At 42.6% G+C, this 14,553-nt stretch carries 10 protein-coding genes; 4 read left to right on the top strand and 6 right to left on the bottom strand.

What is annotated here, in order from left to right:
• Positions 1 to 61: 61 nt before the first annotated feature.
• The 4 genes from IGJ17_RS07900 to lepB all read right to left on the bottom strand — a co-directional run bounded on the left by IGJ17_RS07900 (position 62) and on the right by lepB (position 8,410).
• Positions 62 to 382: a winged helix-turn-helix transcriptional regulator gene (locus IGJ17_RS07900; RefSeq protein ID WP_005226192.1), complete on the bottom strand. Its 321-nt coding sequence runs from the start codon at positions 380 to 382 to the stop codon at positions 62 to 64.
• Positions 383 to 449: 67 nt separating this feature from the next.
• Entirely contained in the window at positions 450 to 4,127 is a 3,678-nt protein-coding gene (gene addA / locus IGJ17_RS07895; RefSeq protein WP_429961221.1) for a helicase-exonuclease AddAB subunit AddA, read from the bottom strand.
• Complete coding sequence (locus tag IGJ17_RS07890) at positions 4,120 to 7,737, bottom strand: PD-(D/E)XK nuclease family protein (RefSeq protein WP_429961220.1); 3,618 nt, start codon at positions 7,735 to 7,737, stop codon at positions 4,120 to 4,122. Before IGJ17_RS07890 ends, addA begins: the two co-directional genes overlap by 8 nt.
• A 124-nt stretch (positions 7,738 to 7,861) precedes the next feature.
• Entirely contained in the window at positions 7,862 to 8,410 is a 549-nt protein-coding gene (lepB, locus tag IGJ17_RS07885) for a signal peptidase I (protein ID WP_005236123.1), read from the bottom strand.
• Between the two features lie 215 nt (positions 8,411 to 8,625).
• Here lepB and IGJ17_RS07880 point away from each other — a divergent pair, with 215 nt between their 5' ends.
• Both IGJ17_RS07880 and IGJ17_RS07875 read left to right on the top strand, forming a co-directional pair.
• Positions 8,626 to 10,077 carry an NAD-dependent succinate-semialdehyde dehydrogenase gene (locus tag IGJ17_RS07880; RefSeq protein WP_005236125.1) on the top strand — a complete coding sequence of 484 codons (1,452 nt, stop codon included), beginning with the start codon at positions 8,626 to 8,628 and terminating at the stop codon, positions 10,075 to 10,077.
• A gap of 112 nt (positions 10,078 to 10,189) precedes the next feature.
• Positions 10,190 to 10,786: a nitroreductase family protein gene (locus tag IGJ17_RS07875; RefSeq protein ID WP_429961219.1), complete on the top strand. Its 597-nt coding sequence runs from the start codon at positions 10,190 to 10,192 to the stop codon at positions 10,784 to 10,786.
• Positions 10,787 to 10,853: 67 nt separating this feature from the next.
• On the opposite strand, the gene IGJ17_RS07870 is transcribed toward IGJ17_RS07875, so the two are convergent.
• Positions 10,854 to 11,348, bottom strand: coding sequence for a hypothetical protein (locus IGJ17_RS07870; RefSeq protein WP_005236128.1), 495 nt, complete (start codon positions 11,346 to 11,348; stop codon positions 10,854 to 10,856).
• 137 nt (positions 11,349 to 11,485) lie between these two features.
• Here IGJ17_RS07870 and IGJ17_RS07865 point away from each other — a divergent pair, with 137 nt between their 5' ends.
• Positions 11,486 to 12,013: an HdeD family acid-resistance protein gene (locus IGJ17_RS07865; protein ID WP_008381929.1), complete on the top strand. Its 528-nt coding sequence runs from the start codon at positions 11,486 to 11,488 to the stop codon at positions 12,011 to 12,013.
• Between the two features lie 120 nt (positions 12,014 to 12,133).
• Entirely contained in the window at positions 12,134 to 12,577 is a 444-nt protein-coding gene (locus IGJ17_RS07860; protein WP_008381931.1) for a hypothetical protein, read from the top strand.
• Positions 12,578 to 12,607: 30 nt separating this feature from the next.
• Here the strand turns inward: IGJ17_RS07860 and IGJ17_RS07855 are convergent, their stop codons facing one another.
• Positions 12,608 to 14,542 (bottom strand): heavy metal translocating P-type ATPase, encoded by a 1,935-nt coding sequence (locus tag IGJ17_RS07855; protein ID WP_429961218.1) that lies wholly within the window; start codon positions 14,540 to 14,542, stop codon positions 12,608 to 12,610.
• Between the last annotated feature and the right edge of the window lie 11 nt (positions 14,543 to 14,553).

The raw sequence follows: 14,553 nt of genomic DNA, 5'->3' as shown, positions 1-14,553 counted from the left end.
TTTCTATCAACGCTTTTTATCTATTCATTTAAGCTTAGTTTACCTAATTTCCGGTGAGAAATCAACTGCATTCTTCCTCACGCACCCAGGTTTCTGCCCAACGCTTCACACTCATCATACTCTTTTCAAGAGCAATACCTCTTGGCGTCAAGCAGTAAAGATTGTTTTCTTTGCAGACAATTTCTTCCCGCTCTAATTCTTTCAAGCGTTCGACTAACACCCGATCACTCACTTGAGGAATCTTGTTTGCTAACTCAACAAATCTTTGTTTGCCGTCTTCAAGAAGGACATCAATGATCAAGCCGTTCCACTTTTTGCCTAAAATAGAAAAAGCTTTTTCAAATTTAGGACAAAGGGCATAATCCGATTCTACTTTTATCATTCTCCATCACCTCTTTTACCTATTATAGCATATGACTTACGAATTGTAAGAAACTAGGATCGATCAGCTAGAATGCCACGATCATTTTAGGTTTTAACAGCACTAAATAGGTCTGTTTCACTGGTTTGCTCAATGCTTTCTCCAATGCTTGGCAGTAGAGTTTCAATTGACCATAATATCGTTCGCGCATTTTCTTTTCAATCTGAGCCTGACTGCCGAAAACATCATCTGTTTTAAAGTCATATAAAATGATTTCATCCGCCAATTCAATATAGCCGTCGATAATACCATGGATCAAAAGCGGCGCATCTGGTTCGTCAAACCCTTCAAAGATCGTATCAGCCTCTTTTAGCATCGAAAACGGCTGCTCCCGCTTCACCACATCAGAGGATCGGTTCAGCAGTTCACCTAGTTCAGTTTGATAAAACCACAAAATGCTCGATCGGTCAATTTTTTTGGCGATTTCTTCAGAAAAAAATTGCTTTTTCACGAGTTCAGCAATCAGGAGCTCCAAAGTATCTTGTGTTGGCGTCATTCCTAATGGGATCATTTGCAAAACCGTATGTGTTGCTGTCCCGATACTGCTGGCGAGAGGCTTCGTTTCTTGCAGAAATTTTGGTTTCGCCAATTCATCCTGTACGAAGCGATACTGCTGAGGATTCGTCTTCTCGGAAACCGACCGCCATTCCAACAAAGTGGTCTGTTGATCATCGGGATCGTTATAGAGTCTTTTCAATTCTGATACAGATTGATAACTAGTCGTTTGGGTCGCTTTTTGATAAGGATAGCGATATGCTAGGCGTTTCAAAAGATCATCGATATTGCTATCTGGCGCAAGCAATCGTTTAGACTCCTCGACTGGCGCAAGGGTCTCTTGGACTTGTTGCGTGATCGTTTCTTGATTCCACCATGACAGACGAAAATGAGCAGGATGATCGATCGTCCGCTTGCGCTCTGACGCTTCAGAGAATACTGCTTCCATATCTGGATGGCGCATCAGGGTCCGTCCGACCCAATCCATCAAGCTCCCCCGGGCAACAAGCCGTAATGCAGGATCAAGAACCATCTCGGCTTGTGTCAGGCCAGATTGCCAAGTCTTAAAGGCATCCGCTTGATTTTTATAGGAGCCCACTAAGAAAAGCTTCTGCTCTGCTCGTGTCAATGCTACGTATAATTTTCGCATTTCTTCTGACAAGGCTTTTTTCAAACGAACTTGCTTGATGGCTTGAAACGGCAGTGTCTCAAATTTAAGGTTTTCTGCTGGATTCACATATTGGATCCCAGCCCCCAGCTGTTCTTCAAAGATATAGCGTTTTTGAAAATCTTGGTAGTTAAAGAATTTTGTTGTATCCAGTAAGAACACAACAGGGAATTCCAAGCCTTTACTTGCATGGACGGTCATCACTCGAACGGCATCTTCTACAGGAGTAGCCACAGGCTCCGCCAAATCTTTGTTTTTTTCTTGCATTTTTTCGATGAAGCGAATGAATTGGTACAAACCACGGAAACTGCTCTTTTCGTATTTTTCGGCTCTGTGGATCAATGCCACTAAATTTGCATAACGCTGCTGTCCTGCAGGAAGTCCCACAACATAATCCAAGTAAGCAGTATCTTCATAGATTTGCCATAATAAGGTCGGGATCGGTAATCTGCGTGCTTCTTCGCGCCATTGATTTAGTTTGGCTAAAAACCCATCCACCGTTTGCCACAAGGGTGACTCTTCTTGTTGAACATGATAATCCAATACTGCATCATAGTAGTCGCTGGAACGATTTGCTAAACGGATCTCAGCCAATTGATCTTCTGTTAGGCCGACGATTGGCGAACGCAAGACCGCCACAAGGGGGATATCTTGGTACGGATTGTCAATGATTTGCAGCAAAGAAACGACGGTTTGGATTTCCGTTGCCTGAAAATAGTTTTGAGCATCATTCACCGCCATCGGAATCCCAAACTGCTTAAAGACATCTAAAATGACAAGATTGTTTTTACGTGTAGGGGTCAATAAGACGATATCGTTGTAAGTGATTGGTCGATTTGCTTTGGCTTTTTTGTCATAGATCATGAATTTTGATTCAATCAACTCTCGAATCTTCAATGCAGTAATCTGCATTTCACCCTCTGTTTTGTCATCGATCAATTGTTCTTCGGATTCATGCTCTTTTTCATATAACAAGAGCTCTGTGGCAAAGGCGTCGCTTTCTGGAAAATGAGGAAAACCGGTAATCAAGGCTGCCGCCTCATCATAAGGGATTTGTCCAACCCGTTCATCCATCAGCTGTTGAAAAACTAGATTCGTAAAATCCAATACGTCGGAGCGAGAACGGAAATTTTCTGCTAAGACGATTCTCCGCCCACCATTCTCCGTTTCAAATGCCAAGTATTTTTCGATAAATAGCGTCGGATCTGCTAGTCGAAACGAATAGATCGACTGCTTTACATCCCCCACCATAAACATGTTGCCGGGGTTATGATCGACTTGTCTCACCCAATATAAAATTGCCTCTTGCAGCCGATTGACGTCTTGATATTCATCGACTAAAACTTCTTCAAAGCGATCACGATAATAGGTCGACGCTTCACTTCCACTACCGTCTCCTTGTAAAATCTGCAAGGTGAAATGTTCCAAATCATTAAAGTCTAAACGGCCTTTTGAAAGTTTCCTTTCTTGGAATGCTTTCATAAACGCTTCGGTCATAGCTGCCATTTTTTCAACGACAGGTGCGGACCGATGAAGCAGCTCCATCATTTCAGCCGGTGGGTATGGAAAGGCCGCTTTCAATTGCTCAACCAATTTTTTCGCATCATCTCGCAAAGGTTTAATTTCTTGAGAGAGTTCCTTTTGTTCTGGTTTGCGAAAAGCTGGGTAGCGAGCAAAACGCAACACTTGGATTTGCTCATAGAAGCCATCAACATCGTCTGAATCAAGCAGAGCCTTTAAGGTTTCCACCATTCCTAATTCGGTATCGATCAATAGTGCCGCTTTTTCCATCGCTTCATCAGAACGGGCATAGTCTTGCGCCGCCTGCAGCAAATGCGCCGCTGTCTTCAAGTTTTCTTGCAAAGTCGGCTTGATTTGCGATTGGTACAGGGTATTTTCAGCAAAGGTTTCTTTGCCGATATAGTGATCACTTAGATGAGCTAACCAGTTTACTGGATCCGGATTTGCTCGGGCAAAGTCATAAAGAGACAGGATCAGATCCCCGACGCCTTCATCGGAACGATCACTAGAAAAATTTTCCGTCAAACGAAAGAACGCTTCATCATTGGCTTCATATTGTTGATCTCTCAGCTGTGTCCAGATTTCTTCTTTCATCAATAAAATTTCGGTTTCATCAGTCATCATGCGGAAATTTGGATCTAAATCGATCAAATAATAAAAACGCCGAATCACAGTTAAACAAAACGCATGCAAGGTAGAAATGTTAGCTGTCGGCAATAGCTGCAGCTGACGGACGAAGTGCTGGCGCTTTTGCTCGTCACTTTCTTGATTGATGGCCTGCTGCAATGCCGCTTGAATCCGTTCTTTCATTTCTCGAGCAGCTGCTTCGGTAAAGGTCACGATCAGTAAAGAATCGATCGTCGTTCCTGCTTTTAGCTTTTCAATCACTCGCCGAACCAAAACGGTGGTTTTACCTGAACCCGCTGAAGCGGAAACGAGGATATTATCCCCTTTATCAAAAATGGCTTGCCATTGGGTATCCGTAAAGGTTTCATTTTGCGGTTTTAAAGGGATCTTACTCATCTTCTTCCTCCCTTAAGCGATGGATAATCTCATCTTTAGATAAGTTTTCTAAATGGTGGTACTCATTTTCTTTCAATAATACATCAAAGTCACAGATGCTGCGAAACGGACAAAACTCACACGCCCTTTTTTTGTCTTTTAATTTATAAGACGGGTTTAAGGCGATTTCACCGCTCAACAGCTTCTCACCACTTTGTTGCATATTTTTCCGATTGTGTTTTCTTAATAGTTCAAGCTCTTCTTCTGTATAAAACTTGTTTTTCGCCTGTGTTGTTTTTTGATAATTGCCGTTTTTGTCTTTCCGAACAGGAAATACCGGCGAATTTTTGCTGGCTTCAACTTCCTCATCGAGTAACGGGAAAACAGCCGGTTCGTCAATAAACAACCCGTCATACTTGAAACGTTTTAAACGTTCTTCTTCACTGGCTTCTTGTCCGTCCAAAAGCGGATTATGCACATGCAGATAATATGCCCCCGCTGGTCGAACCTTTGGCGAACCAACCAGTTGGACAGCATCCGTCAATGCGACGTCGAGATACGTGATCAACTGCATCGCAAGTCCGTAGTAGGCTTCAGAAAGGTCAAAATCTCGGCTGCTAGATTTATAGTCAACAACGGAAAGCCATTGTTCTTCTTCCGTTTTCGCCGTATCGACACGATCAATCTTCCCCCGCACATGTAGTTTCCCGCCAGAACTTAATGGTAATTCGATCCCGTTAATCCCATTTGAGCCAGCGATCTGGCCGAACAGCACCTCCGTCTTTTCAGGACTAAAATGCATTTTTTGTCCTTGTTTCGCTAATGCCCACGCTACTCGCTGAATCGTCTTGCCTAATTGATACCGAATAAAATTCATCCGAGCAGAACTCGTCAGTAAGCGATAACGGCTTTCGCCAAAAATTTCCTGCAAAACGACTTCCACAAATTGCACGCGTTGGTCAGCAGTTAACTGGGTCAAGGAAATATTTTCAGCAATTAGGACTTTGACAAAGCGGTCCAACGCATCATGGAAAAACTCACCGGTCATTGCTGGATTTAAGCCATAAACTTCCCGTTCTTTTAACCGTAATCCGTAGCTGACGAAATACTTGTATTCACACTGATAGAACGTCTCCATCTGAGAAATGGAGCTGTAGATCGACGGGCCATATAGCGCCGCAGCTTGTGCTTGAGACAAAGGAATCGGAATATTTTGATGGGTTTGGCTTTCAAATACTTGGGCAGCTAAATCTGTCCATTCCGAACGTAACAGCGCTTGTTTCAGTTGCTCCCACACTCGAGGCAAATTCTCTTTGTTTTTTTGCGCTTGCTGACTGAGATTATTGATTTGGTAGATCAGGCCACGATAACTGCCAACATAGTCTCTCGGGTCACTGACTAGCGCCAAGATCCCCCGCTCTTGCAGTGGTACATCCAAATGCTTGACCACGCGGTCTAAATAAGGCGACATCTTGATGTTTTGCTGTGTATCAAAATTAACGGCATAGGACAGTGATAAGTGCTCTGTCGCTGAAAGCAAGACAGAATAAAAGGCAAATGGTTCTTTGACACTCCCCTCCACCACTGTGTCTCTAAGGTATTTTTCACCATTGAATAACTGATTGAAATGCTGACGTTCTTCATTCGTCAATAATGTTTTATTTTCCATTTTTCTTGGCAAAGCCGTTTCATTCAATCCCGGTGCAAATGTGATCTTCGCTTGTTTCGGACGTGCCAAATCAAGGCGGTTGATGTTGACTTGGTCGATCGCTGTTGGGATCTTTCCGAAAGTGACATTTTCTAAGCCAGTCAATAAGACATCTTCAAAGAGCGCAAAATCAAAGGGCTCATCTCCATAGATCGTGGCATACTCATCCAGCAGATCCATTAAAGCTTGCCATGCTTGTTCATGATTGCGGGCTTGATCTAATTTTCCTTGTTGGATTGCCTGGTCTCGCCAATGCCTCAGCTGTTGCTCGACACCCGCATTCAGTAAAAAGCGATACAGCAGTTCGACCGCATCGCGGTTCGTTCTAGCAGCCGTCAGCCAGTCTAGAGTATCAGCAACATCTTGTTTAAAGGCCCTGCGCAACTGGTTGGTATACGCTGTCAAATCCACTTTATCCGTCTGCTCTTCTTCCGATTGTAAATACTCGATCAGTTCCCAATCTTCGTTTCTCGTCCAACTCGCTCCTTGGAAATCATGAGCCAGCGCTTTGTTCTCGGTAATATCCACCAACTTACGAAACTGGTCACGCCCAACAAGCCAATCTGCTTCGGAGCGATAGGCTGCCGGTAAGTAAAGTTCCGTTCTAAGCAACCGTAAAATATCATTTAAGCGAAAGCCATAGGATTGACAAGCAAAAAAAGCATTCAAAAACTCAACCAATGGATGTTGCGCCATCATCTGCTCTTCATCGATATAAAAAGGAATCTCAAACTCAGTAAAAATTTTAGGAATATACTGATGATAGACTTCTGGTTCGGCGATCAGTAATTGGATATCACGATACCTTAATGTTGGGTACCGTTTCTTATCACTCATCCTCCCGCGGATCGACGCTGCGATTTGACGAATCTCTTCTTCGGGATTCCCAACTTTCCAGACAGCCAAGAAGTCTTTGACGGACGTCTGCTGATGATAATTGGCTTGTGATTGGGTCTGCCGCCAAAAAGTTTCTACTTCCTTGTATGCCTGCGGGATCGATCCCTCGTCTTCTTTGTCCACCTCTTGGTTGACGGAAAGTTTCTGATCTAAGTAAATGTTCACTTGATTGTCACGAGCAAAACTGATCAACTGATAATAGGTCCGTCCTGCTTCGTAAAATAAATTCAATGGCGTGGGCATCTCTTGTGGGTACCCGCGATCCAAAATAAGATCAATCACTACATGACTTCTCTTCATCAGTACTTGAATCAACTGTTGCTCTTGTGTTGAAAAAGCGGAGAAACCGCTGATAATAAATAAGGCGTGGGAAAGATCTGGCGCTTTGTTCAAAGAAACAGTGGTTGGCATTGCATGATCCACCGAGGAATCGCCCAGCAAGGAACCTTCCAGAAAGCGTGTCAGTAAGGTGATCGGTTGTTCGACTTGCAAGGCACGCTCTAGAAGTTCTTGTTCAAATCGTTGAAAAATTATCGCTAATTCACTGTATTTTTTTTCTTCGTCTTGGGTTGCGCTTGGTGCAGCACCACCTGCTAATAAATCTTCGATCCCCAATCGACTTGTATGCATTTCTTGATAGAAAGCCAACAATTGTTGGATAAAACCCGCTTTGTTGATCTCACCACGGTATAAGACGAGTTCTTCTTCTAGTTCCAAAAGCAGCTTACGCATGATCATGGAGGCACCATTTTCAGTGATGGCATTTTGAGAAAGCAAGCCGGTTTGCTGCAGATAAAACCAAGCCAAACGGTGAAAACTATACACTTGCGCGCGAATAGAAGCAAAATCTTCTACGCGATCCTCTTTCAGTAATTGAAGGATCTCGCGCTCTCGTTCAAATTTGTTGTAGTTAGGTACCAGGAAAAATACTTCTTGATGGTCTTTTTCTAACCAGCTTTTTGCATTTTCTATCACTGCTTGATCATGACGACAACGGCCATCGCCAAGAATAAATCGTAAACTCATGAAAGGACTCCTTCTCTCCATCGTCTTTTAAAAAAATCCACTAAAAAATCAGCGACACGCTTTTTCGAATGCGTCTTTATTTTTAAGAGACTCTCCTTAAAAACAAAATAACAATCGCAGAATTTCATTCTTTGCCTACCATACCAAAATCGGCAATTGGCCAGAAAACAAATTTTACATCCCCCAAAATTGTTGATTCATCGATCAGACCTAATTGACGACTATCTTTGGAAATTCGACGGTTATCCCCTAACACTAAAATTTGACCTTCAGGAATGACTTCAACACCAAATAACCCCATATCAAAATCACTAGTCAACGGAAAGCCATCTGCGACAGCTGCTTTGAATTCATCCAAGTAGGGTTCATCGTATGCTTGTCCATTGATATAAAGGGTATCGTTTTGATAGGAAACCTGGTCGCCAGGTAATCCGATTACGCGTTTGATATAGTTTTTGCCTGCTTCATCCGGTGCTTCAAACGTTATGATATCGAAACGTTCGATCTCGGTATTTTTCAAAGCAATCACCCGCTCACCATCATGTAATGTGGGGTCCATCGAATCTCCTTTTACGATCACAGGGGTAAAGACATACTGTCTTAATAACAAGAGGAATAAAGTAAAGATCACGACAAATCCTACTGTTTTTAAAAGCTCTTTTACTTGTTGCACGCGTCCCTCACTCCTTGAATGTTTTAACTATATTTTCCAAGAATCGAACAAACATTCTTATTTTTCTATTCTACCATAAAATGAAAGGAGCAGGACATCTCCTCTCTGGTTCTTTATGAAAATTTGGGGAATCATTGGACTTGCGTATGAATTGTCATCTTATCTAATCCGTGCTACGGTTGAAATAGAACCCATTATTGAAAGGAAGTGCCAAAATGAACCAACAGTTACCACAAGTGCCCACGAAGTTATTGATTGACGGAAAATGGCTTGAAGGAACAAAAGAGTCGGTTTCGGTTACCAATCCTGCCACTAATGAAGAACTGGTAAAAGTCAGCCAAGGAGGCATCGATGAAACAAAGCAAGCGATCGATGCCGCCGCGAAAGCCTTCACAGATTGGTCAAAACGTTCGCCTCGAGAACGAGCCGATTTGATGAACAAGATTGCTGATTTAATGGAACAAGAAAGCGACCGTTTGGCAAAAATTATGAGCATGGAACAAGGAAAACCATTAAAGGAGGCAGAGGCAGAAATCCAATCCAACGTAGACAATTTCCGTTGGAATGCCGCCGAAGCACAACGGGTCTACGGCGAAGTGATTCCAGCTCCTGCACACAATCATTGGCTGGTGCGTAAAGAAGCCATCGGTGTTGTTGGTGCGATCACGCCTTGGAACTTTCCTTCCAATATGATTGCTCGAAAAATCGCTCCTGCCATGGCAGTTGGCTGTACCCTTGTTATGAAACCATCTAAAGAAACACCCCTATCAGCATTGGCTTTAGGTGAACTTTTTCAACAAGCGGGCCTTCCTGACGGAGTCGTCAATATCGTCTTAGGGGATTCTTCTGAAATCGGGAAAGAATTGACTGAGAACAAACAAGTCAAAAAAATCACCTTTACCGGCTCCACGAAAGTTGGGATGAAATTATACGAACAAGCTGCACCAACTCTGAAAAAAGTTTCATTGGAGTTAGGCGGCCATGCCCCGTTTCTTGTTTTTGCTGATGCTGATTTAGATTTAGCTGCTGAAAAATTAATTGCAGCAAAATTCCGCAACAACGGTCAGGTCTGTACATCCCCCAATCGAATTTTTGTCGAAGAATCCATCAAAGAAGCCTTTACTAAAAAGCTATTAGGGCAAATGGAAGCCGTAACTGTTGGTAATGGTTTAGAGAACCCCACCGTTGGTCCTTTGATCAATCAAGCAGGCGTTAAAAAAATCATCGACCAGCTGGAAGACGCGGTAAATAAAGGGGCTAAAGTCTTATTCGGTGGGAAGAAGCTTACTGAAGGTGAATACGAAAAAGGCAACTTCTTTGCACCAACGGTCATCGACGGCATCACTCCTGACATGACTATTTACTATGAAGAAACCTTTGGACCCGTGATTCCATTGATCTCATTTACGGATCGACAAGCAGTCATCGCTGCGGCAAATGATACGGAATTTGGATTAGCCTCTTACTTCTTTTCAACGAATCTGCAAACAATCTCGGATGTAGCCCAAAACCTCCAATATGGGATGGTTGGGGTCAATGACATTGCGATCTCAAACCCAGCGGCTCCCTTCGGCGGCGTCAAACATTCCGGTTTTGGTCGTGAAAACGGCAAATATGGTCCTGAAGAATACGTGACTGTCAAATTTATCGCCATTGATGCCCAGTAAGAAAAAAGTCAGGCGCGTTTGCCTGACTTTTTTCTTACAAAGCATTTTGTTTTACTAACATTAAGTAAGAATGTATACTTCATTCTATGACAATAGAAAAGGTGGGAATACTATGACAAAATTTCTTGATACGATCAAACAGCGCCGTTCAATCTATGGATTAGGCAATGATGTTTCACTCTCAGATACAGAAATCGAAGCCATCGTGAAAGAAGCAGTAAAAAACAGTCCAACTGCTTTTAACGCACAATCGCCACGTGCCGTGATTTTATTTGGCGATGCCCACGAAAAATTATGGACGTTAACGGAGGCTGCTTTAGAACCATTGACACCACCGGAGGCGTTTGAAGCAACGAAACTAAAACTTGCTGGCTTTAAAGCAGGTTATGGAACCGTTCTATTCTTTATTCACACAGATACCGTTAAGAACTTGCAAGACCAATTTGCCCTTTATGCAGATAACTTCCCGGTCTGGGCAGAACAATCGAATGGGATTGCCCAAGCGAATGTTTGGGTAGCTTTAGAAGAAGCCGGATTAGGCGCCAACTTACAACATTATAATCCAGTAATTGATGATGCTGTTGTAGCTGAATGGTCAATTCCTGAAAATTGGCAGCTGCGGGCCCAATTAGTTTTTGGTTCAAAACAAAGCGAACCAAATGAAAAAGAATTTTTAAATGATGACGAACGTTTCCGCGTTTTCCATTAAAACGATTCCCGATTTTTAAACAAAAGACCCTTGATTACGGCCACATACGGCAGCAATCAAGGGTCTTTTAGTCATTTTTTCCTTGATCATGATCGACCAGAATATCGATCGGTGTTCCTTCATTCAAGTGCTCCGACAAAAAAACCACCAATTCAGCTAACGGTTGTTTGAATTTCATTAATGGTCCCCGCATCCCTTTTCGAAAATAGTTCATCTTGATGGGCTGCCCTTCCTTTTCTTGAAATAATACGACCCGATCAATGTCTTGGTACAGTACCCCTTTAATACTCATTGGATGGACAATAATTCGATCTAGGGCTAACCCGCGGCTGTCTAGCACAAAGCTTAAAAAGACAAAACCTGAAACGATTCCTCGCACCTGATTATCCAATTGGTCATCCATCATCAACATGGATAGGATAATCATTACTGAAAAGATCGTAATAGCGATTTTGCTTAGTTTGCGCTCAACAGCAATAAAGTGAATCTCTTTGCGTACCACCAATAAATAGAGGTACAAAACGATCGTAAAGGCACACATCAATAGCGTTAACCCACTCATAAAACTCTCCGTTCTGTTTTCTTTTCCCTATTTTACCAAAAAATGATCTGTTACAAAAGGCTTAGCCTATTTCCTAGGTTTTTTGATATCTATTTTCACCAGAATTCGGTACAATAAGAAAAAAAGGAGGAATTATCATGAATGCATTTTTTGATAAATTACAACGCTATGACTTGCTTCGTGCCGTCGTATATATCGTCTTCGGCTTCATTATCTTGATTGCACCACGATCTGTTTTCAACACGATCGTTTATCTCGTTGCCGGATACATCGCATGTCTAGGGATCATCAGCTTGTATACGAGCTACAAAGAAAAACAAAAGGGCTATCGCAATGTGCAGTCGGTCTCTGGTATCTTACTGTTGATTGCTGCAGCTGCGATTTTAGTTTTTGCCAAAGGATTACTTGCCATCGTGCCATTTTTCTTAGGGATCATGATCACCATCAGCGGATGCACCCGCTTAATGGCAAGCTTTAACCAAAAACGCATTGGCTTACCTTACATCACGAGCTTAATCATCAGTCTTTTGATTATTGCTGCTGGACTCGTTCTCGTATTGAATCCATTCGCCACTTGGCTACTGTTCTTCCAAATTTTTGGCGGTATCTTGATTTTCATGGGGGCATCCGACGCTATTAATCATTTTCAACGAAAAAGAGCCTAATAAATGAGAATGTTTTAAAATTTTCTACGAATCTAACATCTACATGTAGACTTTTCCCGCTATTCCTTTTAAAATAGGAGATATCAAACAGTCAGTCCATTGAGAGGCGGGAGGTGCGACATGAAGAAAATTAAGCAAGAAGCAAAACATCCAAATGATGTGCCGGTAATTTTTTTGACCGATGCAACTGGCAAAGTCGTACGAAAAATCTCGATCAATGAGTGGCGTGCGTTAAAAGCGAATCCAGAACAAATCGAAGAACTCGATATCAAATTGTATCGTGAAGCGATCAGTTTCTATCTTCAAGAAGACTATGCGAAAGCAAAAGATCTCTTGCACTTCTTGATTAATAAAACGGACTATAGTCATTACGAATATGTTGAACGATTAGCCAATATCTATCGCATCGAAAATCGTCCTGCTAAAGAAAAAGTCCTATTGCTGACTGCTTATCATGCAATCAAACCGTTAGAATCCTCTGAAGGAATTCTAAGAAGGATCGAAAATCGATTACAAAAAATCGATGCCTTTGATTTTCCAACTTCGACACAATTCAGTCATTAAAAAGCAGCTATCTTTCGATAGCCGCTTTTTTTATGCTTCTGGTAGTTTACGCAAAAGACGTAACCCGTTAAACAATACGATCAATGTACTGCCTTCATGGGCAAATACCCCCAACCCAATGTTCATCATGCCGAATAGATTCAAGCCGACTAATAACGCGACGATAAACATGGAGAAAAAAATATTTTGCCAAATGATCCGATCCATCTTCTTCGCTAAGCGATAGGCATATGCAAAACGCGAAAGATCATTCTTCATGATCACTGCGTCTCCTACTTCAATCGCAACATCTGACCCTTCCCCCATCGCAAAGCCGATGTCTGCTTGAACAAGTGCAGGGGCATCATTGATACCATCACCCACCATGGCGGTTTGTCCGTATGCTTCTTGGAGTGCTCGTACTGCTTCCGCTTTGTTCTCAGGCAAAACATTGGCAGCCACTTGGTCAACCTTTAAGCGCTGACCGATTGCTTCACCAGCAGAAGCACTGTCTCCGGTGATCATAACAGTATGGATACCTTCGTTTTTCAAATAGTGAATCACAGAAGCTGCCTGTTCGTTCGGCTCATCCATCAATGCGATGATCGCCGTAACCTCTTCGTTGATGGAAAACACGACCATTGTTTTTCCTTGCGCTTCCAATTGACGGTACTGTTGCTCCATCAAACCTGTTAACTGGGTGTTTTCGGTTCTTTTTCCTAATCGATAGGTTTTTGTTCCTGCGACGGCACCTAAACCGGAACCAATCTCGTTTGTGACAGTCAACTGTTCGATTTCTCGTATTTTCTCTGTCTTCTCGAAATAAGTAACGATCGCATCTGCTAATGGGTGGTTGGCTTGCTTTTCCATCGAAACGATGACCGCTGCTGCCTCTGCTCGATCGATCGTATCAGCGAAAACGGCTTCCGTGACTGTAGGTTTTCCAACGGTCAAAGTTCCCGTTTTGTCAAAAGCCACCGCTTTGATCTGAGCGAAATTGGTCAAGTAATTGCTCCCTTTAAAAAGAATCCCTTTTTTCGCTAGATTCGAGATCGCCGACAAACTAGCAGGGACGGCGCTTGCCGCTAAAGCACAAGGAGAAGCCGCAATCATCATTACGATCCCACGATAAAAACTTGTATACCAATCCCAACCAAATAGAAACGGTGCAGTCAAAATGAACAAAGGGACTGCAATGAAAACAACCGTTACATAGATTGGTTCGATTTTTTTGATTCGTGTTTCGGTCGGTGATTGATTTGATTGCGCCGCTTCCACCACTGAAAGAATTTTTGCGAAGACTGTTTCAGAGCTGTCTTTCGTGACTTCCATCAAAAATGTGCCGTTTCCATTAATCGTACTCCCATAGACTTCGTCTCCTGTAGTCTTTTCTCGAGGAATACTTTCCCCATTGATCGAAGCTTCATTGATGGCACTCGTTCCAGAAAGGATTACGCCATCTGTTGCTAACTGATCACCAGGTAGCACTTGCAAAATATCTCCTTTTTTTATCTCAGAAGCGGCAATTTTTTTGGTTTTCCCATCCGGACCCATCAAACGGGCTTCAGTGGGATTCAATTTGAGAAGATTGGTGATTTCTCTTCGACTTTGTCCCTCGGCGTATTCTTCTAAGAAGTGAGCGCCTGCAAAAATCAAAATCAACAAAGCTGCTTCATTAAAATTTCCTATGACCATGGAACCAATCGCTGCCAACAACATCAAAAGATGTACATTCGGTGTGAATCGCCGATTGGCTCTGGTACTCTTTAAGGTATCTTCGATTCCTTCCCACGAAATGTGATAACCTGCTAATAAAACCGCAGCAAAATAAAACCCATCTTTCACCCATTGGTTCGGAACAAAAAGTGCCAGTATAAAGAGCAGTAAGCCTACAAAATAAATGTTACGTGGGAGAGTCCCATGATCGTGAGTATGAGAATGCCCCTCCGTTTTTGTGTGATCATGTTGACAAGTATGTTCAGCCATCATTAAAACCT

It is taken from the genome of Enterococcus sp. DIV1096b, from assembly GCF_050498765.1.
In the GTDB taxonomy this organism is placed as follows: domain Bacteria; phylum Bacillota; class Bacilli; order Lactobacillales; family Enterococcaceae; genus Enterococcus_D; species Enterococcus_D entomosocium.
This window is presented reverse-complemented; position numbering and strand designations above follow the sequence as displayed.

Bases quoted from the DNA above. Each gene is read 5' to 3' on its own strand.
- IGJ17_RS07860 (WP_008381931.1), top strand. From the start codon at position 12,134: ATGAAGAAAATTAAGCAAGAAGCAAAACATCCAAATGATGTGCCGGTA.
- IGJ17_RS07855 (WP_429961218.1), bottom strand. From the start codon at position 14,542: ATGGCTGAACATACTTGTCAACATGATCACACAAAAACGGAGGGGCAT.
- IGJ17_RS07890 (WP_429961220.1), bottom strand. From the start codon at position 7,737: ATGAGTTTACGATTTATTCTTGGCGATGGCCGTTGTCGTCATGATCAA.
- IGJ17_RS07870 (WP_005236128.1), bottom strand. From the start codon at position 11,348: ATGAGTGGGTTAACGCTATTGATGTGTGCCTTTACGATCGTTTTGTAC.
- IGJ17_RS07900 (WP_005226192.1), bottom strand. From the start codon at position 382: ATGATAAAAGTAGAATCGGATTATGCCCTTTGTCCTAAATTTGAAAAA.
- IGJ17_RS07880 (WP_005236125.1), top strand. From the start codon at position 8,626: ATGAACCAACAGTTACCACAAGTGCCCACGAAGTTATTGATTGACGGA.
- IGJ17_RS07875 (WP_429961219.1), top strand. From the start codon at position 10,190: ATGACAAAATTTCTTGATACGATCAAACAGCGCCGTTCAATCTATGGA.
- IGJ17_RS07865 (WP_008381929.1), top strand. From the start codon at position 11,486: ATGAATGCATTTTTTGATAAATTACAACGCTATGACTTGCTTCGTGCC.
- addA (WP_429961221.1), bottom strand. From the start codon at position 4,127: ATGAGTAAGATCCCTTTAAAACCGCAAAATGAAACCTTTACGGATACC.